Genomic DNA, 20532 nt, shown 5'->3' on the forward strand with positions numbered 1-20532 from the left:
ATGATCTCTCCAGTCCGGCTGATCGCGCGCCACCGGTGGGTGGTCGCCACGGTCACGGCAGTCGTCGTCGCCGCGGCGGTCACGACCTACGTGTTCACCCGCGGCGGTTCGTCCGGGCCGGCCGCCTCCTCGTCGCGGACCGTCGCCGCCAGCATCGGGACCATCAAACAGTCGATCACGACGACCGGAACGATCGAACCAGCCACCGAGGCAGCCCTGAACTTCACGGCGGCGGGGAAGGTCACCAGCGTCCTGGTGGGCGAGGGCGACCCGGTGAACGCCGGCCAGCCGCTGGCGACCATCGACTCGGCGTCGTTGACCGCGAGTCTCGTCCAAGCCAAGCTAACGCTGGCGAACAGCCAGGCCAAGCTAGCCTCCGACCAGGACTCCGGGGCGTCCAGCACACAGCTCGCCGTCGATCAGGCCTCGGTGACGACCGCGACCGACGGGGTGTCGACCGCGCAGGCCGCGCTGGACGGCGCGACTCTCACCGCACCGGTCAAGGGTGTCGTGGCGAGCCTGTCCCTGGTGGTCGGCCAGCAGGTGGCGGCATCCTCCGGCGGGAGCGGATCAGGCCAGTCCGGCGGATCCGCGAGCTCGGCAGGCGGGTCCGGATCGGGCGGCGCCGCCTCGTCCGGCCTGGGGTCGGCCGCCGGGTCGGGGTCGGGGTCGGGGTCGGGCTCGGGGTCGGGCTCGTCCGGCTCGTCGTCCGGCGCACAGATCCTGGTGATCAGCACCGACTCGTGGATCGTAAACGCCACCGTGGACTCCAGCGGGGTCGGTCTGATCGCGAAGGGCGACCAGGCGACGATCGTGCCGGGCACGGGTGGCACCGGAGGCGTGCCGATCGGCCGGCTCCCCGGTGGCGGCGGTGGCGGTGGTGGCGGTGGAACTGGCGGTAGCGGCGGGCCGGGAGCCGGTTCCGGTCCCGCGAGCCAGGGCGGTGCGGGCACCTCCGACGCCGGCAGGAACACGGTCTACGGGACGGTGTCGTCGGTCGGCCTCATCGCGTCGAGCTCCGGAGGGACGGCAGCCTTCCCGGTTATGATCAAGGTGACCGGCAGCCCCGGCGGGATGCACGCGGGTGACACCGCGACAGTCTCGTTGACCTACAAGCAGCTCGGCGACGTTCTGGTCGTCCCGACAGCGGCGATCACTCAGGCCGACGGCAAGCCCACGGTCTACGTCCTGTCCAACGGCAGGAAGACCGCCACGACCGTGACGACCGGACCCACCGGAGGCGGCTTCACGCAGGTCGTCTCCGGGCTGTCGGAAGGCGACAAGGTCGTGGTCGACACCCCGCAGGTGGCCACCCGGAGCGGGTCCGGAACCGGCCCGGGCCGGGCCACGGGCCAGGGCGGTACGGGCAGGTTCGGGGGCGGTGCCGGGTTCGGCGGCGGAGGCGGTTTCCCCGGAGGCGGGGGTGGCGGCTCCGCTGGTCGGGGCGGCGGCTTCGGCGGGGGNGGCTGAGGNGGTCGGGACAACGGAAAACGAACTGGCCTGGACGCCGGAGGAACCGGCAGGACAAGAGCAGACAGGACAAGAGCAGGCAGGGCAAGAGCAGGCAGGGCAAGAGCAGGCAAGGTCGGGAGGGACGGCGGGTCCGGCGACGCCGCTCCCGCCGTATTCGGACAACGACACCCTCGTCGTCAACGCCCCTGTCATCGAGCTGGACCAGGTGACCAAGTCCTACCGGGCGGGATCGCTGGACGTCACGGCGCTGCGTGGTGTCTCGGCCCGGATCGGAACCGGCGAGTACGTCGCGATCGTCGGGCCGTCCGGGTCCGGGAAGTCGACGCTGATGCACATCATCGGCTGCCTCGACGTGCTCACCTCGGGCAGCTACCGGCTCTCTGGGGAGGACGTCGGCGGGATGAGCGAGGCCGACCTGGCCGAGATCCGCAACCGCCGGATCGGCTTCGTGTTCCAGCAGTTCAACCTGTTGCCGTCGCTGTCCGCGTGGCGCAACGTCGAGCTGCCCCTGACCTACCGGGGGATGCGCCGCGAGGTCCGCCGGGCGCGGGCCGTCGCGGCACTCGACCGGGTCGGCCTCGCCGACCGGGTTGAGCACCGGCCGGGCGAGCTGTCCGGCGGCCAGCAGCAACGCGTCGCGATGGCCCGGGCGCTGGTCGGCGACCCGTCGCTCATCCTGGCCGACGAGCCGACCGGAAACCTGGACTCCACCGCCACCGGTGACGTGCTGGACCTCCTCGACGAGCTGCACCAGCAGGGCCGGACGATCGTCCTGATCACTCATGAGCTGGACGTGGCGGCCCGGGCGCACCGGGTCGTGCGGATCCGGGACGGCCTGGTCGAGTCCGACACGGCGGCATCCTGATGGGCTGGCTGGAGACGCTGCGCACCGGGTGGGACGCGATCCGCACGCACCGGCTGCGCTCCGGGCTGACTGTGCTGGGCATCCTGATCGGGATCGCCGCGGTGGTGCTCACCGTGGGCCTCGGCGTCGGCACGCAGAACAAGGTCGGATCGCAGATCAGTGCCCTGGGCAGCAACCTGCTCATCGTCTCGCCAGGCAGCTCGACGAGCCCCACCACCGGCCTGCGCGGCGGGTTCGGCTCCGCCTCGACGCTGACCATGACGGACGCGGCCGCATTGTCGTCACCGGTCTCCACACCGGACATCGTCGGGGTCGCCCCGGTCAAGCAGGGCCAACTGACGCTGGTGAACGGGGCCACGAACTGGACGACGACGGTGGTCGGCACGACTGCGGCCTGGCGCCCGGTGCGCAACCGCACCCTCGCCGAGGGCCGTTTCCTCACCACCACGGACGACGCCCAGTCGGCGGCGGTGACCGTCCTCGCCTCGGACACCGCCGAGCAGTTGTTCGGCCGACGCGACCCGGTCGACCAGAGCGTGACGATCAACAACATTCCGTTCACGGTGGTCGGGGTGCTCGATCCGGCCGGTTCGAACACCACGAGCAACCTCGACGACCAGGCGGTCGTGCCGCTGTCCACCGCGGCGAGCCGACTGTTCGGCGGGACGACCCGCACCTCGGTCTCCTCGATCTACATCGAGGCACGTTCGTCGTCCACGCTCTCAGCGGCCTATCAGGAGGCGACCGACCTGCTGCTGAACCAGCACGGCATCGCCAACCCGGCCAGCGCCGACTTCACGATCACCAGCCAGCAGTCGCTGCTGGACACCGCGACCTCGGTGAGCAAGACCCTCACCGTGCTGCTGGCCGGCATCGCGGCACTGTCCCTGCTGGTCGGCGGGATCGGCGTGATGAACATCATGCTGGTCTCGGTGACCGAGCGCACCCGCGAGATCGGGCTGCGCAAGGCGTTGGGCGCACCACCGGCGGCGATCCGACGCCAGTTCCTGGCCGAGGCGTCCGTGCTCAGCTTCGCCGGCGGGGTGGTCGGCGCGCTGTTGGGCATCACCGGCGCCCTGGTGCTGCCGCACTTCATCGACAACCCGGTGGCGATCGTGTGGTGGGCGGTGCTCGGCGCGATCGCCGTGGCCGTCGCCATCGGTATCGCCTTCGGCGTCTACCCCGCTAGCCGGGCCGCCCGGCTGGCTCCCATCGACGCACTCCGCAGCGAGTAGCCATCCCAGGACGAGGATCGAGATCTTGACTGGTCAAGCACCGCTCACCAGGTCCCTGACCGGCGGCCGCCCGACGCGGCTCGCCCTCGCCGCCGCCACGACCATGCTGGTCGCGGCGCTCGCCGGCTGCGGTGGCTCTTCGACCGCGGCGTCGGCACAGGGCAGTCCGAGCACCGGCCAGCCGGGCGGCCCGCCCGGTCAGGGGGGCCGTGGATCCGGCGCCGGCGGCCCGGCCGCGTTCGGCACCATCGCCGAGGTCGACGCCGCCAGCGCCAGCTCCGGCAGCATCGAGGTCCAGAGCCAGCCGTCGGGGCAGGTGACGGTGAAGTTCACCGGGACGACCACGTTCACCCAGATCATCGCCGCGACCCTCGCCGACGTCAGGCCAGGGGTGTGCGTCTTCGCCGCCGACGTGCCGACCGGGAACGGGGCATCCGGTTCGCCGGCCGGCGGCGCGGGCGGCACCGGTGGCACGCCGGACTCGGCGGCGCCCAGCCCCAGGCCGAGGCCCACCTCGTTCACCGCCACGACGGTGCTGATCAGCCAGCCGGTCGGGGACGCCTGCACACAGCCGACCGCCGGGCGACGGCCGACCGGCCAGCCCCGGCCGAGCGGCAGCCCGCGTCCGCGCTCGCTGGGCACCCGAGGGCCGGGAGGCTTCCGAGACGAATTCGGCGCGCGCGCGGAGGGCAAGGTGGCCTCGGTGTCCGGCTCGACCGTCACCGTCACCGGCAGCGGCAGCGGCAGCGGCAGCGGCAGCGGGGCAGCCATCACCTACACTGCGCAGGTCAACGGGGACACCAGGTACACCCAGTCGGTCACCGCGACGGCCAAGGCACTGGCCGTCGGGCAGTGCGCGACCGCGAACGGCCAGACCGACGACACTGGCGCCGTCACGGCGACCCACATCACGCTGAGCCCGAAGACGAACGGCCGCTGCACCGCCGGCTTCGGCGGCGGCGGCTTCGGCGGCGGCGGCTTCGGCGGCGGCGGCTTCGGCGGCCAGGGGGGCGGCAGTGCGGGCTCCGGCGCCACCGGCTCCGGTCGCACCGGGTCCACAAATGCCTGAAGGGGCAGTGTCCGAGAAGGCAGCGCCTGAGGAGAAGCCGCGGCCGTCGCGCCGCCGGTTGGGTCGGCCCCGCAAGGTCGTGGTGGGCGGCACGGCAGCGGTGCTGTTGGCTGGTACCGGCGTCGGAACGGGGCTCGCGGTCACGGCGGGCCCGGGGCCCTCCTACCGGCTGGCCACCGCCAGCATGGCGTCGGTGACCCAGGCCCTCACCTCGGTCGGAACGGTGGCCACAGTCAACAAGGCGACACTGGCGTTTCCGGTCGCCGGAACGGTGACCGCCGTGCCGGTGGCGATCGGTGACCAGGTCACGGCCGGGCAGACGCTGGCCGGCCTGGACCCGGGGCCGCTGCGGCGAGCCCTGGACGCGGCGAACGCGACGCTGGCGAACGCGCGGCTGGCACTGACCGCGGACGAGTCGGGCCAGACCTCGTCGGCGACCGCTTCGGGGACGGGCCCGGGCACGTTCACAGCGGCGGGGGNCGTGGCCACCTCCCTGGCAGACGTGACGGGCAGCTCGTTCCGGGGCGGCTCGTCGTCCGCCGGCATCGAACTGATCAGTTCCTCGACCGGACGCTCCCCGGCGCCGACCCCGGCGGCGGCTCCAGCCGGGACGACGGACAACGGGACGACGGAGCCGGGCACCCTCCTGACGGCGGTCACCACAGCGCAGCAGGACGTCGAGAATGCCCAGTCGTCCCTCGACAGCGTGCTGGCCGGCCTCGGCGCCGATCTCGGGAAGCTGACGTCCCCCGGCGGAGGCTGCGTGGTGGTCGCCGGGCCGCCCCGCGCGCCGATCACGTACACGACGACGCCGGTCCTCGCCGCCCCGTCGGACGCCACCGGGAAGATCAGCGGGACCGCCGGCGCCGACGACGCGATCACTCTGCTCCGGGACGGCGCCGTGGTCGCCTCCGTGACCGGTTCCTATGCCTTCACCGGTCTAGACGCGGGCACGCCGTACACGGTGAAGATCGAGGATCCCGACCCGACCGGTTCCGTTGACGCCCTCCAGTGCCAGCACGCGATCGGTGCCCTCGTCGCCAGGTACAGCACATCGCCAGGGCCGTCACAGCCGTCGGACCTGGCCACGCTGGTGTCCCAACTCGCCGCCGCCAAACTGAACCTGGACGCTGCGGTCCGCGACCTCGGCACGGCCGGCGTTCCGACAGCCGGCGTTCCGACAGCCGGCGTTCCGACAGCCGGCGTTCCGACAGCCGACGCTCCGACAGCTCCGGCCGCCTCGGCCATCCCGACCGAACCAGCCCAACCAACCCAACCAACCCAACCAGCCACTTCGAGCGCCCGTCCGCTGAGCGCGCCGGCCCCGTGGGTGCCAGGTGCGACGGGTGGGCCGGCTCCCGCCCCCAGCCACGGTCCCGCCCCCAGCTCCTCCGGTGGAGGATCGACCGTCCGCTCCGGAAGCTCGGCGGGATCGTCCCGCAGCGTGGGCGGCGGTACGTCCAGCGGCGGTACGTCCAGCCGGGCGGCCAGGGTCGTCACCGCCGAGCAGCTCGCGGCCGACCAGGCCGCCATCGACGCGGCTGTCGCGCAGGTGGCGCTGGCCCAGCAGAACCTGGCGGAGACGACCCTGACCAGCCCCGTCACCGGGACGGTGGCCGCCGTCTCGATCTCACCCGGGATGACCGTCGGCGCGTTCTCCAGCACCAACGCCATCACCGTGCTCGGCGCCGGTGGCAAGCAGGTCGTCACCACGGTCCCGCTGTCCGCCGTGGACCTGGTGCGGCCCGGCGACCGGGCCGACGTCACCGTCGACGGCGTGTCGACGCCGCTGACCGGCACCGTCTCCTCGATCGGCGTCCTGAACAGCACAACCGGGTCGACCACGACCTACCCCGTCAAGATCGCACTGGCGGCGACGCGGACGAAGCTCTTCGACGGCACCGGCGCGACCGTGTCGATCGTGGTACGGGAGGTCCGGAACATGCTGACCGTGCCGACCTCGGCGGTGCACCGGGTCGGCGGGCTGAGCACGGTCTCGGTCCTGCGGAAGGGCAAGGCGGTGACCGTCCGGGTGACCACCGGGGCGGTGGGGGCCGACCGGACCGAGGTGACGTCCGGCCTCACCGCCGGTAACCAGGTCATCCTCGCCGACCTGCACGCGGCGCTGCCGTCGGCACGCACGAACTCATCGTCCACCAGAGGCGGAGCTCTGAGCGGCGGGGGCGGGCTGTTCGGCGCGGGTGGGGGCGGTGGGGGCGGTGGCGGTGCCGGGGGCCGGGGCGTCCAGCCCGCCCGGGGTGGCTGAGCCAGATCCAGATCCAGTTTTCGGAAACCGTTGACAAGACTCGTGCGTCGGAGCCGACCGCGCGACCGCAGGCATAGTCAGATATCAGGACTTCTCGGCTTGTTGATCTCCGACATAGCAGCACTGGCCCGCCATAGCGATCAAAATCATCTGGTACATCGCCGCGAGCCCGCCTCTCCCGGCGGCCGGGTTCGCCCGCGACGCAGCGCGACAAACGGAGATCGTTTAGCGGGTGACGACACAATGAGCACACATCGAGCACACGCGCGGCCCGACGGACCCGCGCCGGAGGGTCAATTTTTCGAACGATGCAGGCCAAACCAATATCGTTCAAGGTTCGCGGCAGCTGCAGGGCGGGAAACCCGCCGGTTAAAAGCCCGTAGGACAGCCTGCCGTCTAGTATCGCATAGTGCCGTCATGTGTGTGTTCGTGCAGGTCACGGGCACTCTGTGTGTCCCGGGGTGCCGGCGGCTGCCGGGTGCTGGTTCGTCGTCCGGGTTCACGAGGTGCACACCCGAGCGCCTGCGCCGCGTGACCGTGGATCTTGAGTAGCCATTACGCTGGCATGAGTCTCCTACCCACCCTGAGATGGTCCAAGCCAGCGCCCTGCCCCGTCACGGACCAACCACTCTCGGCCGGGCAAGGCGAGCTCGGCCTCGGGCTGAACATGACCGGNTCCGGTGGCGCCCCGCCGAGTACGCCCTTGCTCAGGCACGCATGATCGACGCAGCGCGCCCAGGGCTCGGTGGCCGGTCACGACGGGTGCTGGCGGATCCGGCGCGAGACCCGCGCCTATGGGCTCTGGAGCGCCGCTATACTGGCGCGGTGAGGGACCGGTTTCGGTAGGTCACGGTCTTCGGAGGCAGAGGGCCAGGATCCGGTGATCGGGTTTCTGTAGGCGGCGTTCGGTCATCTCGCGACGGCCATGCCGACGCTTTGGACGCCGTGACCCGACTGATGCCGGTGGCTCGGAGCAGGCCGATTTCCCGAGGGACGAAAGCGCCCCTGACCGGACATTCTGTCAGTCGGTCTCCTGTGACGTGGCGACCTCGTAGAAGGCGTCCGCGAGGGCAAGGATGACGCTGTTGATCCCAGGGCCGTCGCTGAAGAAGTAGTCGGCCATGGTGTTGTGGGCNTCCTGGTTGTCGAGGACGGCCTCGGTGACGACGGCCTTGAAGTCGTCGGAGTCCATGAACTGCTTCTTCGAGTTGACCTGGGTCTGCCTGACGAGGTCGGGGTAGGCGAGGAGTCGCTGGACCAGGCCGTCGACGAACTCGCGGATCTGGGACTCGGTGAAGGACTCGGCGCCGAAGAGGTCGTTCATCTTGTCGATCACGACCTGGAGCGCGACGTACCTGGGCTCCTTGCGGGCGCCGGTCCCGGCGGCGCTGATTCCCTTGAGCTCGCCGTCGCCGGTCAGCGAGATGTCGACGGCGATCCGCTTCTCGTGTCTGACCCCGACCAGGACGACGTCGGAGAGGTCGACCTCGGCGGCCCAGGAGGAGTCGGCGATGACCTTCTCCAGGAGGCGTAGGAAGATGGAGAGCATCTCCAGGTGCGGGTCGCCGTAGTCGACGATCTGGCTCATGAAGTCGTAGAGCCGGACGTAGGTGGAGACGTCCTGACGGAACAGGTCGAGGGTGCTGAGCGTGACCTTGTCGTCGGCCTCGATCGCGGCGGCGTAGCGGCTCGCGAACTCGTGCTTCGCCGGAGCGATCGCGGCCGAGAGCGCGNTGTTACCCTTCCGCTTCACCCACAACTCGGCGACGTTCCGTACCTGGTCGGCGGTGTAGATCCCCGTCTGGGCGAGCTTGGCGGCGAGGTGGGCGACGACGTACGGGTCGGTCTCGGTCTCCAGGGTCGCACCGGTGAAGTACGGCTCGAACGCGGCCCGGATGTCGTCGGGCGTGTTCACGAAGTCGAGGACGAACGTCGTGCGCTTGATCTCCCCGCCCGCGGTGCGGTGGGTGCGGTTGAGCCGGGAGAGCGTCTGCACGGCGGTGACCCCGGAGAGCTTCTTGTCGACGTACATCGCCGAGAGCAGCGGCTGGTCGAAGCCGGTCTGGAACTTGTTGGCCACCAGCATGATCGTGTAGGTCCCGCCCTTGAACGCCGCGGCCAGGTCCGCGCCGGCGCCGGGGTTGAGGTTGGTCTCGGTGAACTCGACGTCCTCCGCCGGCACCGGCCCCCACTCCGAGGTCCACACCTCGTTCTCGTCCATCGTCACCGACCCGGAGAAGGCGACCAGCGTGCGGTAGGTGTACGACGGATCCTCCGCGACCCGGCGAGCGATGTAGGCGTCGATCGCCTTCTTGTACTTCACCGCGGCCTTGCGCGAGTCGGTGACGACCATCGCCTTCGCCCTGCCCTCCAGCAGGTGGGCGACGTTGGCGTGGAAGTGCTCGACGATGATCTGGACTTTCTGGCTGATGTTGGTCGGGTGCAGCTTCACCCACCGCATCAGCCCCTTACGCGCGGCGCTTTCCTCGACTTCGCTGTCGGCGGTGGCCTTACCGGCGATCTTCAGCGCGGTGTCGTACGACTGATAGCCACGCAGAACGTCGAGGATGTACCCCTCCTCGATCGCCTGCCGCATCGAGTACAGGTGGAACTCGACCGGCTTCCCGTCCGGCCCCTTCCGCCCGAACATCTCCAGCGTCTTGGCCTTCGGGGTCGCGGTGAACGCGAAGTAGGAGATGTTCGGCGAGTCGGCCCGCTCGCTCATCCGCGCCGCCAGAAGCGATTCCAGGGCGACCTCGCCGCCGTCGGCGAGGTCCTTGATCTCCTCGGCGGTGAGCACGGCTTTCAGCTGGGAGGAGATCCTGCCGGACTGCGACGAGTGCGCCTCGTCGGCGATCACGGCGAACTTCCTGCCCGTCAGCCCCTTGTCCGCCTGGATCTCGTCCATCGCGAACGGGAACGTCTGCACCGTCACCGCGATGATCAGCTCGCCGTTCCGCAGCGCGGCGGCCAGCAGCCCGGACTTCGACGTCGCGCCAGCCTTGCGGACGTCCTCCGGGCTGATCGTGGCCACGATCCTGCCGGACCCGTCGATCTGCCGGATCGCCTCCTGAAGCTGCCCGTCAAGCACCGTCCGGTCCACGACCACGAGGACCGTGTCGAAGACCTTCTCGTCGTCCACGTGCAGCCGCGCCAGCCGGTGTGCGGTCCAGGCGATCGTGTTCGTCTTCCCCGACCCGGCCGAGTGCTCGATCAGGTACCGGTGGCCGACGCCCTCCTCGCGTACGGCGTCGACGATGGTCGTCACGGCCTCCCACTGGTGGAACCGCGGGAAGAGCATGCTGGTACGTCGCACCGACGTCCCCGTCGCGACGTCCCACTCCTCCCGGGTCTCCACGATCATCAGCCGCCCGACGATGGTGAGCCAGGCGTCCTTCTCCCAGACCCGCTCCCACAGGTACGCCGTCGCCGACCGCCCCTCGGCACCTGGCGGGTTCCCCGCCCCGCCGTCATGGCCGATGTTGAACGGCAAAAAGTGCGTCTTCTCCCCCTCCAACCTGGTGGTCATCGCCGCCAGGTCGTTGGAGACCGCGAAGTGCACCAGCGCCCGATGCCCGAACGACAACAACGGCTCCGCCCGACCGTTCGTAACCGGGCGCCGGTCCTTGCGGTACTGGCGGATCGCCTCGTCCAGCGACTGCGTGAAGTCCGTCTTCAGCTCCACCGTCGCCACCGGCAGCCCGTTGACGAAGAACACCAGGTCGATGCTGCGCTGATCGGCGGTCGAGAAGCGCACCTGCCGCATCACCCGCACCCGCATCGCCGCATACTGCGCAGTCGTCGTCGCGTTCAGGCTGGTCTCCGGCCGGAACTGCGCCAGCTTCAACCGGCCACCACCGATGTAGACGACCCCGTTACGCAGGATGTTCAACGTCCCGCCGCCGTGCTCCAGCGGCCTGTCGAGCGCCGTGGCCAGCACATCGAGGAACTTCGCCGCCGACCCGGCCGCCTTCAACGCCTTCCCGTACGCCGCCTGCTGAGTCTCCTCCAACCAGGCGAACACATCCGCGGGGAAGAGCGCCCGCTCACGGTCATACCCGGTGTCGTTCGCCGAGTACAGCCACCCGTGAGCCTCCAGGTACGCGCAGATCTCGGACTCGAAGACGACCTCGTTGTGGTCGGCCATCAGGCGGCCTCGCCAACGTCGAACTGTCCCGTCACGGCGGCGGTAATGAGCGCCGACCGGCGCTCTCGGGAGAGCTCGATGAATCGCGCGGTCTCCTCGATCAGGACATCGATCTTTATGGTCTGACGATCAAGTCTTGCGGCCACGAGCACTTGCTCCTGCGGATCCACGGAAGGAATGCGCATGGCGCGGAGCTTCTCGGCCGTCAGGTGCGGAATCGTCGACTTGTTGCATACGATGTCAATCACGCCGATGTCCCGGTAGGTCCGCAGGACATAACCCAGCCAAGCGGACGACCAATTACCGAGTGGACGGAGTCGGTTGACGGTCTTCTGGAAGGACCACCCAGGCATGTCCTCCCGAACCAACGCGTTCGTCCCGACGGCTCCGCCCTCAACTACGAGCAAGTCGCCCTTGAGTAGGTTGAGGTTCGCCGCCTCCGCCTCCGAGTAGGGCATCTCCTTCACGTCGTCGAGCTTCAGCCCGGCGTCCTGAATATTCCCAGCTCGGATGTAGGGGAGCAGCCGATCTTCGGCACGAACCGCCTTGCCAGCATCCAACATCTTCCCGAGGGTCACTGAGAAGTGGTGACCAATCGCGGTGAACGCTGCTTCAGCAGGTGGTGAGAAGGGGTTTGCCGATCCGAGGATCGCCGCTCGGATCAGATCCTGCCGCCGCTCGCGGAGCATCTCGATCAGGCGCTGCTGCTCCTCGATAAGCGTGTCGATGCGGGCGGTCTCGCGGTCGAGGTAGTCGGCGATGGCGCGCTGCTCCCCTAGCGGCGGGAGCAGGATCGGCATCAGCCGGAACTCGTCGTTGTCGATCTCGGCCTGACCGATGCGCACTCCGCGCGAGAGCAGTGCGTAGCCGTTGGTGTAGGTGGTCGAGCGAAGGAGCCAGTTGAGGTAGCGGGCGTCCTCACTATGGCGCGGCGCGAAGCAGATGTAGTGACCGGAAACGATCCCGCGGAGCGAGGAGATGCCAACCGAACCTTGCCATGCCTTCATCCGGTTGGCGACCAGCCAGCCTGGGTGGACGAGCTGGTAGATGCTGCGGTTCTCGGCAGTCTTGTTGATGTTGTCGCGCGAGTCCTTCGCCACGACGCCGTACTCGCGAAAGACGGACAGCATCTGCTCTTCCGGATGGTCCACATCCTTGATGCGTTCGAACATGGACCACAGTGGCTTTGTGGTCCAGTGCGGCGGGACCTTCCCGAGCCAGGACACACCGGAGTCGACGAGGTCGAGCCTCTCAGCGATCACCCTCGACCTCTCGCAGCAGGTCGAGGATCTTGGCGACCTGCTTCTCCAGGTCGGCGTCGATCTCGGCGAGGGGGCGGGGTGGGACGTACTTGTAGAAGTGGCGGGNGAAGGGGNTCTCGTAGCCGGNCTTNNCCTTNGCCCAGTCGATCCAGGCGTCGGGGACGTGCGGCTTCACCTCGGCGTCGAAGTAGGCGTTGATGACCTCGATCTTGCCGGCCCGGCCGGCGGTCGAGCCGCCGTAGGTGAAGGGGACGTTCTCGGTGTCGCGCTTCTTCGGGTCGGGCTTGCGCTGACCCTTGCGGTCGACGACCGGCTTGCCGTCCTCGCCAAGCAGGGGTCGCTCGACGGTGATGGTCCAGTAGCCGAACTCGTCGTTGCTCAGCACCTTGGAGTAGTCGGGGTCGGCGTCGAGGAAGTCGACGTACAGGCTGACGACCTTCTCGCGGTCGGTGTCGGAGATCTCACGGCCCTTGGAACCGAGGTTCTTGCGCATCTTGGTCCAGAACGAGGTGCCGTCGATGATCTGGACCAGGCCCCTGGCGTCGGGGTGCTTGGTGTTGTCGAGGATCCAGATGTACGTGGCGATGCCGGTGTTGAAGAACATGTTGGTCGGCAGCGCGACGATCGCCTCGACCAGGTCGTTCTCCAGCAGCCACCGGCGGATCTCGGAGGGGCCGGACCCGGCGGCGCCGTTGAAGAGCGGCGAGCCGTTCATGATGATCCCGACCCGGCCGCCGCCGTCCTTGGGCGCCCGCATCTTGTGGGCCAGGTGGAGCAGGAAGAGCATCTGCCCGTCCGAGGTCGCCGGCAGGCCGGGGGCGAACCGGCCGTACGGGCCCGCCTCGTCGCGCTCCTCGGTGACCTTCTTGGCGTACTGCTTCCAGTCGACGCCGTAGGGCGGGTTGGACATGCAGAAGTCGAACTTCCTGCCCTTGAAGGCGTCGTCGGTGAGCGTGTTACCGAAGGCGATGTTGGACGCGTCGTGGCCCTTGGCGAGCAGGTCGGACTTGCAGATCGCGTACGACTGCGGGTTGTACTCCTGGCCATACAGGCTCAGGTTCGCGTCCGGGTTCTGCGCGAGCAGGTGCTCCTCGGCCAGGGCGAGCATGCCGCCGGTGCCCGCGGTCGGGTCGTAGAGGGTACGCACGATGCCGGCCTCGGACAGGTCGGCCTCCTTCTCGGCGAAGAGCAGGTCGACCAGCAGCCGGATCGCGTCGCGTGGGGTGTAGTGGTCGCCGGAGGTCTCGTTCGCGGCCTCGTTGAACTTGCGGATGATGTACTCGAACGCATCGCCCATGTCGGCGTTCGACACCACATCGGGGTGCAGGTCGATCGCCTTGAACGAGGTGATGATCTCGCGCAGGAGCCCCGCCTTCTCCAGCGCGAGGATCTCCTTCTTGAAGTCGAAGTACTCGAACACGTCCACGTCCGTCGAGAACCGGTCGACGTAGTCGGCCAGGTTGTCCGCCAGCCCGTCGGCGTCGGCCAGGAGGTTGCTGAATCCGTAGTTGGAAGTGTTGTAGAACGGCCTGCCGGTCGCCTTCTTCACCTCGATCTTCAGCCGGTTCGGGTTGTCGAACGTCCGCGCGAGCTCGCGGACCGTGTCCCGGTCGGGCTCGAGGATGCAGTCGAGCCGGCGCAGGATCGTGAGCGGGAGGATCACGTTGCCGTACTGGTTGGGGCGGTAGGGACCCCGAAGCTGGTCGGCGATCGACCAGATGAAACTACCGAGGGTGCTCACAGGGCTCCTTGAGGGGATCTCACGCGAAGACGGGATGCCGGACGCCCGCGTCCGGGCCATGGGCTACCGACGCCGCCGTGCTCGGGGCCGAAGTTCCTGGCCAGCCCGTACCAGCAGCCGAGCGGTCTGGCGGAATCGTCGACTCTGATCTCAGCCGATCCCGATGTCACTCNCCCCGCCACGGCCAGGCCAGGCTGTCCACTGCCAGACCTCGGAGAACCTCTCGGTCCACCCCGGGTCGGCCTCCAGGTACGCCTTGATCAGCGGCTCGCACATGTCGCCCTCGTCCCGCTCCTCCGGCAACGCGGCACGAAGGTCGCCCGGCAACTCGCGAATCTGATCCCCACGGACGATAGTCTGCCGCACAGTTCTGACGATCATGCCAAGNCCCTCGTGACACGGTCCGCACCCGGCTACAGACCGCCCTACACTGCGGCGGCCAGGTCCGGAGCAAGGCCCCAGCGAATGGCCGGTTTCCAGCCGGGCCAGAGGCCGGCCAGCAACGCCTTGTCCTTCTCCACCTGGTGGCGGCGGGTTCCCAGCCACGTGGTGAGGCCTGCCGGCTGGTGATCGACCATGACGCCAACGCCGCGTTCGACCTGGGCGGTTCGTCCACCGCGAGTACGCCAGCGACGTCAATCCCGCCCGTGGGAGAGCGTCCGGCGCCGAGGCACAGCGAACATGACCCGACTGACAGTGTGGAGCGGTGCGTGAGGTTATGCCCCGTTGATCCGGTCAGCCCCCGCTGCAGGGCGCGGTCTGTGCGACAGCGATGAGCAGCAGGTGCTGGGCCGCAGCCCCGGTCCGCGTGTTGGCGGCTGCCGTCAGCTTGAGGCGGTCCAGGCGGGCTACTGAGTTTTAATCCGCGAAGTTGTGTGGAAGCACGATTATCCTTCACCTTATTGTGATCTCTGGGTGAGTGGTGCGCGTTCTGTTCGGGTAGCCGGCTGGTACGAGGTACGCGACGGGTGGCGGGCTGACCGCCACGGAACGGGATCGCCGGGAACCGGTCCGGAGGGACGCGGCCGAACGGTTCGCCCGGGACGAGCCGGTCGCACAGGTTGAAGCGGACCGGTGAAACACCGGGGCCGCCGCGACGAGCCGAAGTCGTTCTCCTGGCGGGACTATCCGGGATCTGGTCGTGGCCGTGCACAAGCGGCTGGGCCGGCCGGTCGTGCTGGTCTGGGACAACCTCAACCGGCACCTGTGCGCGGAGATGGCCGCTTTCATCGCTGCGAACACACTGTGGCTGACTGTGGTGGCGCTGCCCTCGTACGCGCCCGACCTGAACCCGGTGGAAGGGCTGTGGTCGGTACTCAAAGGCGGGCAGATCGCCAACCGGGCCTTCGACGACGTCGATCTGACCTTGAAACCATCATGATCCACGAAGTCATGATCCGACGACATCACGCATTAAAAATCAGTATTCCCGTCCACGCGGCCAGCGACCGACCACGCACTGCCGAAACCACACCGCCCGACTCTCAGCCCCGCGAGGGAGCTACCAGAGCCGCCACGCTTCGTAGTCGATCAATGATGATTTGCTACCTCGCCGCAGCCCTGGGCCCCGGCCCACCCGCGCCAGGGGTCGGCGCGGGGCCCGTCCGGACCGGCGCTACCCGCCGAATGCGGCGAGCGCCTCGTCGATAACCGCATGACGATGGTGCAGCCCCGGCTCGTTGCGTCCGAAGACAAGCTCGGGCCGCACCCCCGACGCCATGTTCTTCTGGATGTCGATCGCCATGCGGTAGTCCTCGTCGCGCACCGTGGCGTGCGCGTACTCGAAGATCTCGTCCGCGGCGGTTCGCGTCGCCTCGTCCGTGAGATCCATCGGCGACGCGTTCTGGTGATAGGTGATCGAATGACCCGGTCCGCTCCCGGGATAGACCCGGAACACCTCGCCGTTGGCGACAGTGACCGACAGGACGATGTTGGGGAACAGTGCGTAGATCACCACGAGGTTGTGCAGTGGTTCCCATTCTTCCTCGGGCTTGTCCGCGAGGTCCGTGATGTGCCGCATCGGGAAGACCAGCCGATGGTGCGGGCCGAAGGAGTCGAACAGCGCGCAGTTGCTCTTGGTGATCAGCGCGAACGTGTCCCGGNGCACCGTGGCAAAATGATAGTTCTCGGCGAACGTGTCGAGCGCGAACTTCCAGTTGATCGGGAAGTCGAGCACCTTCTCGCCCACCGAGGCCCAGCTACCGATGTCCCAGGACGCGAGTTCCGGACCGAGCTCTCCCAGGTGGGCATCGATGTCCAGGGGACCGCTGTCCGGCTGGAGACCGACCCACAGGAATCCGGAATGCTCCGCGGCGGGCAGTTGCGTGAGACGGGGCTTCCCGGCCATCGTCGAGGGGAAACCTTCACGGCCGGGTCCGCCGACGAAGTCACCCTGGGCGTCATACACCCAGGCGTGATACGGGCAGACGAACCGCTCTGCCGCGCCACAGCCCTCCGCGACTGGCGCCTGGCGATGGGCGCAGACGTTCTGGAAAGCCCTGACCGTGCCGTCCTCGCCCCGGGTCAGAAGCACGGGAACGCCCATGACGGTCTTCGTGCAGTAGCTTCCGGGGGCCGGCAACTCAGAGCGGTAGCCGACAAGCTGCGGAGAGCGCAGGACAAGCTCGCGCTCGCGCTCGAAGCGTCCCTGGCCCGTGTACGCCAAGGCCGGCTGGCGGCGCTCCGCGGGCACCATGTCGGTCGTCTTGTCCATCGCGATTTTGAGCGCCCGTCGAGTGAGATCGATGAGCTCGTGGCGGTCGATCTGAGGCCTCCTTGATACGGCAGTCCTGATGCGGCGGTTACGTCATGCCGAGAGCACCGAAGTATCGGCACAANATCGCATATGACGTGATAGCGGAATCGTATGTGCCTTCGGCCAAACGCCGTTGAGCCGGCATCGTCGAATTTCCAAAAGGAGCGACGGCGTCACTCTATGTGCAATATCTACAGTCATCCCGGAATGAATAGGCACCCTATGTCCTGGATATATCACCCTGCGTAGACGACGTCCGAGCGGGTGGTCAAGCCACGCGGGTGGTCAGGGCGTGCAGGTGCTGCCGGGCTGGCCGAAACCCGGCCGGGAGAGATCGAGGTCGATCCTGCTGTCCGGGCCGAGGACGCGCGGGCGTTCCAGGACGCATTCCCGATGCGTCGCGGTGTCGGTGACGGTGATGCGCTGCGGGCCGGCGTAGAGCGCTCCGCTGCTCCAGTCGGATGACCCGGTGCTGGTGCGGACGGCGAAGGAGGAGATCGGATAGCCGGTGGAGGAACGGGCGTGGCCGCCGAAGATGACGATCCGCACCCGGCCCGGTGCCGGCGGCCGGCCGCGGTCGGTCAGCTGCCCGCTGATCCGAGCGGTTCCGGGGTCGCCGAGGGCGGTGAGGGCGATGCGGCCGATGGCGACGGAGTACGTCCAGCCGTGTGTCCAATGGTCGAACCGGTCGATGTAGAAACGCGAATGGACGATCTCGGCGTCATGCGCCTGATCCGGGTAGAACTCGAACGACAGGCCGGCGGTGCGCGCTCCCCAGCCGGTCCGCAGCAGACCACCCCGGACCAGATCGGGCTGGCTGTTGCCCATGAAGTAGCCAGCCGGGAAAAGCAGGCCTCCGCCGGGAGGGAAGCGGGAGTAGGTGGTGTAACTTCCCCGTTCCTGGCAGGCGTTGACGAAGGCGTCGCCCGTACGGGCCCGCGGGTCGTAGTTCTGGCAGGGAAGGTACGGTCGGCTGGTCGACCCGAGCACCAGGTCCACACCGACCGCACCGCCGATCGATGTCGGGCCCCCGTTTCGATCCGTGAACCCCTCGAAGGGAACCGCGACGCCCTCGCCGCGGGTGGGACCGCCGGCCGCCCNGACCGGCGACGATGTCGCCATGGAAAGTAAAATGATTACGGCCGCGAGCAGGAAAGCTCTCCTCCCGTCACGTGTCCTCGCGCTCCGGACCCGGGTACGAGCCAGCCCGCGGATCATGTCGACGTCCTCTCACCTGGGGAGCCTCTGCCATCAAGCCGATGACACACGCAGGGAGGGGTCGCGCCGGCGGTGCTTTCCATAACCGACACGCAGTCGTTGCGAAACCGCAAGGAGANTGTCCGCTCGTGATCAGCCTCCTGGAGCCCCTCGATACCCTCTCCGGCACGCGATTACGGCACGCGATTACGGCACCTGGGGAGCCGATCAGATGACGCATATGGGATGAGAGGGATGAAATGACCGGTCGGATTCCGACGGCAGTGCGGCCGCCCAGGTCAGNGGCCGGCGGAGGTCTCCGCAAGCTCCGAGACGAACGGACGGCCCTCCCGCCACGCGGCCACCTGCTCCGGCCGGCCGAAGACCTTCAGGTAGTTCTCGACGTTGGTCTCGTCGATCTCGCCCAGGACAACGGGCTCGAACTCCGTGCCGTCCTCCCCGACGAAGGCCGGCAGCGGTTCCAGCACGGTGTCCAGACTCGGATGGTAGAAGATCCCGGTCGACTGCCGGGTCGCACTGCCGCCGGCCACGACCCGGTGGCGGACGGGCCGGAACAGACCGTTGGTCCAGCGGGTGAGGATTGTCCCCGAGAACACCTGCAACGCCCCGGGCACGACGGGCACCGGAATCCAGGTGCCGTCGGCCTGTTGCGCCTGGAGCCCGGAGTACTCGCCGTGCTGGTGCAGGATGGTCACCGCCGAGCCGTCCGTGTGCTCCAGCAGGAGAAGCTTCTCCTCCTCAGCGACCGTGTCCGGGTAGGTCCAGGTCGGGTAGTCGTTGACGATCATGTTGATGTGGTGCGGCTCGGCGTCCGGGAAGCTGCCTGCCGGTAGTCCGAGCAGCCGCTCGTACAGGCCGAGCACCCGCTGGGCCAGCACCACGGCCGCCTTGGCGTAGGCGAAGGTGACCCCGCGCAGGTCGGGGTCCTCCGGCGGCCAGACGTTGCCGTGTTTGTAGAGCCCGAGCCACCGTTCGGACACGCCTGCGGCGGCGGCATCGGCCGGGTTGTCGAACTGGCCCACGGAATACCGTTCGAGTTCGAGGCGGCCGAGGTCGTCGGGCCACTGCCGCCAGCCCCGGAAGGGGTGTCCGGTGGGGCTGGCCAACTTCGCCTTCTCCGGCCGCGGCAGACGCAGGACGCGCTCGACCCGACGCTCGAAANCCTCGATCAGCTCCAGCGGAACGCCGTGGTTGACCACCTGGATCAGGCCGATCCGCTCGGCCGCCTCGCGCACGCGCAGCAGCAGGTCCGCGGGCGCGTCCTCGGCCAGCGCCGCNTCCAGGTCGATGGCGGGAATCTCGTCGGTCATGGCAGGGGCGTCCTCTCCGGTTTCTCCGACATCAGACATTCTCCTTCTCCGCCATCACCCCGGTGCCCGCCGCCGGCAGTGGCGGGAGCACAGGCAGATCGGCGGCGTCCAGATGGCAGTGCACCGCGCGGCCGCCGGGGGAGTCGGCGACGGGGGCGAGCGGCGGCTCGGACGCATGGCACACCTCGTCGGCGAGCGCACACCGGTCGGCGAAGGTGCAGCCCACCGGCCGGTCGGTCGGCGGCGGCGGTTGCCCGGGCACCGCCGGCATCCTGCGTTCCCGCCTGCTCACCCCCACCCGCGGGACGGCGGCGACAAGGCCGGTGGTCGGCTCGTCCAGGACGAGCAGGCGGGGGCTGCCCGAGGGCCGCTGCGATGCCGACCCGCTGCTGCTGGCCCCCGGAGAGTTCGTGCGGCCAGCGTCGCGCGATCGTCGCGGGCGCTGGCAGCCGCACCGCGCCGAGCAGCTCGACGGCCCGGGACCGGGCCTCGGCCCGGGATAGCCCCGCCAGCCGGCAGGCCTCCGCCACCTGCGCGCCGACCCGCACGGTGGGGTCCAGGCTGCTGCTCGTGCCCTGGTGGACCATAGCGAAGGCGTCGGCCCGCCACCGCCTGCGCTCCCGGGCGGACAGGGCCCGCACGTCCATCCCGTCGAGCACGATGCGGCCGGCGTCGATGGCACCCCCGCCGGGCAGCACGTCCGCGAGCGCTGCGGCCAGCGTGCTCTTGCCGCACCCCGACTCTCCGACCAGGCCGTAGGTCTCGCCGGGTCGGACCCGCAGGCTGACGCCGTCGACCGCAACGGCCGGTCCGCCGGACGATGGGTAGCTCACCGTCAGTCCATCGACGACAAGCCCCCCGGCGGCCACGGCCTCGCCCACCACCGGGCCGCCCACCGCCTGGCCATTCATCGCCTGGCCATTCATCGCCGCGTCGCTCATCGCCGGGTCTCCTGTTCCCGCAGGGTGTCGGCGATCAGCGCGACACCGATGACGAGACTTCCGACGGCGAGCGCCGGGAACAGCACCGTCCACCAGCCCTGCTGGAGGAAGACCCGGTTGTCGGCCACGGAGGCCCCCCACTCCGGGGATCCCGGTGGCTGGCCGAGTCCGAGAAAGGACAGGGTCGAGGCGGCGAAGACCGCGTCGCCCAGCGACGACGGCGCCTCGACCAGCACGGTTCCGGTCNNGT

General features: G+C 69.0%; 14 protein-coding genes and 2 pseudogenes (1 of these 16 cut by a window edge). 6 read left to right on the top strand and 10 right to left on the bottom strand.

The window, feature by feature from the left end; translation table 11 throughout:
- The 5 genes from ALLO2_RS09085 (at window position 1) to ALLO2_RS27930 (ending at window position 6908) form a co-directional block, all read left to right on the top strand.
- Window positions 1–1470 (top strand): efflux RND transporter periplasmic adaptor subunit, encoded by a 1470-nt coding sequence (locus tag ALLO2_RS09085; protein ID WP_023840161.1) that lies wholly within the window; start codon window positions 1–3, stop codon window positions 1468–1470.
- 25 nt (window positions 1471–1495) lie between these two features.
- Window positions 1496–2338 (top strand): ABC transporter ATP-binding protein, encoded by an 843-nt coding sequence (locus tag ALLO2_RS09090; RefSeq protein WP_082456620.1) that lies wholly within the window; start codon window positions 1496–1498, stop codon window positions 2336–2338.
- Complete coding sequence (locus tag ALLO2_RS09095; RefSeq protein ID WP_023840163.1) at window positions 2338–3573, top strand: ABC transporter permease; 1236 nt, start codon at window positions 2338–2340, stop codon at window positions 3571–3573. Before ALLO2_RS09090 ends, ALLO2_RS09095 begins: the two co-directional genes overlap by 1 nt.
- A 25-nt stretch (window positions 3574–3598) precedes the next feature.
- Window positions 3599–4642 (top strand): hypothetical protein, encoded by a 1044-nt coding sequence (locus tag ALLO2_RS25535; RefSeq protein ID WP_023840164.1) that lies wholly within the window; start codon window positions 3599–3601, stop codon window positions 4640–4642.
- Window positions 4643–4649: 7 nt separating this feature from the next.
- Window positions 4650–6908: a biotin/lipoyl-binding protein gene (locus ALLO2_RS27930; protein WP_304413238.1), complete on the top strand. Its 2259-nt coding sequence runs from the start codon at window positions 4650–4652 to the stop codon at window positions 6906–6908.
- A gap of 1021 nt (window positions 6909–7929) precedes the next feature.
- On the opposite strand, the gene ALLO2_RS09110 is transcribed toward ALLO2_RS27930, so the two are convergent.
- The 4 genes from ALLO2_RS09110 to ALLO2_RS25540 form a co-directional block, all read right to left on the bottom strand.
- On the bottom strand, window positions 7930–11055 hold the full coding sequence (locus ALLO2_RS09110; protein WP_035731129.1) for a type I restriction endonuclease subunit R: 3126 nt from the start codon (window positions 11053–11055) through the stop codon (window positions 7930–7932).
- A complete protein-coding gene (locus ALLO2_RS09115) occupies window positions 11055–12227 on the bottom strand; it encodes a restriction endonuclease subunit S (protein ID WP_139168505.1) in 1173 nt (390 codons plus the stop codon). Before ALLO2_RS09115 ends, ALLO2_RS09110 begins: the two co-directional genes overlap by 1 nt.
- A 79-nt stretch (window positions 12228–12306) precedes the next feature.
- Complete coding sequence (locus ALLO2_RS09120; protein WP_035731131.1) at window positions 12307–14058, bottom strand: class I SAM-dependent DNA methyltransferase; 1752 nt, start codon at window positions 14056–14058, stop codon at window positions 12307–12309.
- A 425-nt stretch (window positions 14059–14483) separates the two neighbouring features.
- Entirely contained in the window at window positions 14484–14636 is a 153-nt protein-coding gene (locus tag ALLO2_RS25540; RefSeq protein WP_157493328.1) for a hypothetical protein, read from the bottom strand.
- A gap of 563 nt (window positions 14637–15199) precedes the next feature.
- Here ALLO2_RS25540 and ALLO2_RS09130 point away from each other — a divergent pair.
- Entirely contained in the window at window positions 15200–15439 is a 240-nt protein-coding gene (locus ALLO2_RS09130) for a transposase (protein WP_011434662.1), read from the top strand.
- 234 nt (window positions 15440–15673) lie between these two features.
- On the opposite strand, the gene ALLO2_RS09135 is transcribed toward ALLO2_RS09130, so the two are convergent.
- The 6 genes and pseudogenes from ALLO2_RS09135 to ALLO2_RS27095 form a co-directional block, all read right to left on the bottom strand.
- Window positions 15674–16822 (bottom strand): SRPBCC family protein, encoded by a 1149-nt coding sequence (locus tag ALLO2_RS09135; protein WP_369808139.1) that lies wholly within the window; start codon window positions 16820–16822, stop codon window positions 15674–15676.
- Window positions 16823–17098: 276 nt separating this feature from the next.
- A complete protein-coding gene (locus ALLO2_RS09140; RefSeq protein WP_035731134.1) occupies window positions 17099–18031 on the bottom strand; it encodes a hypothetical protein in 933 nt (310 codons plus the stop codon).
- 278 nt (window positions 18032–18309) lie between these two features.
- Complete coding sequence (locus ALLO2_RS09145) at window positions 18310–19341, bottom strand: 2OG-Fe(II) oxygenase family protein (protein ID WP_035731136.1); 1032 nt, start codon at window positions 19339–19341, stop codon at window positions 18310–18312.
- 31 nt (window positions 19342–19372) lie between these two features.
- Window positions 19373–19612: a hypothetical protein gene (locus ALLO2_RS27085; protein WP_035941046.1), complete on the bottom strand. Its 240-nt coding sequence runs from the start codon at window positions 19610–19612 to the stop codon at window positions 19373–19375.
- 142 nt (window positions 19613–19754) lie between these two features.
- Window positions 19755–20282: pseudogene (locus ALLO2_RS27090) on the bottom strand (ATP-binding cassette domain-containing protein); the annotation flags it as partial.
- Window positions 20279–20532, bottom strand: a pseudogene (locus ALLO2_RS27095) (ABC transporter permease subunit); it runs 1243 nt beyond the window's last position. The pseudogenes ALLO2_RS27090 and ALLO2_RS27095, both read right to left, overlap by 4 nt.

It is taken from the genome of Frankia sp. Allo2 (genome assembly GCF_000733325.1).
GTDB classification, from domain to species: domain Bacteria; phylum Actinomycetota; class Actinomycetes; order Frankiales; family Frankiaceae; genus Frankia; species Frankia casuarinae.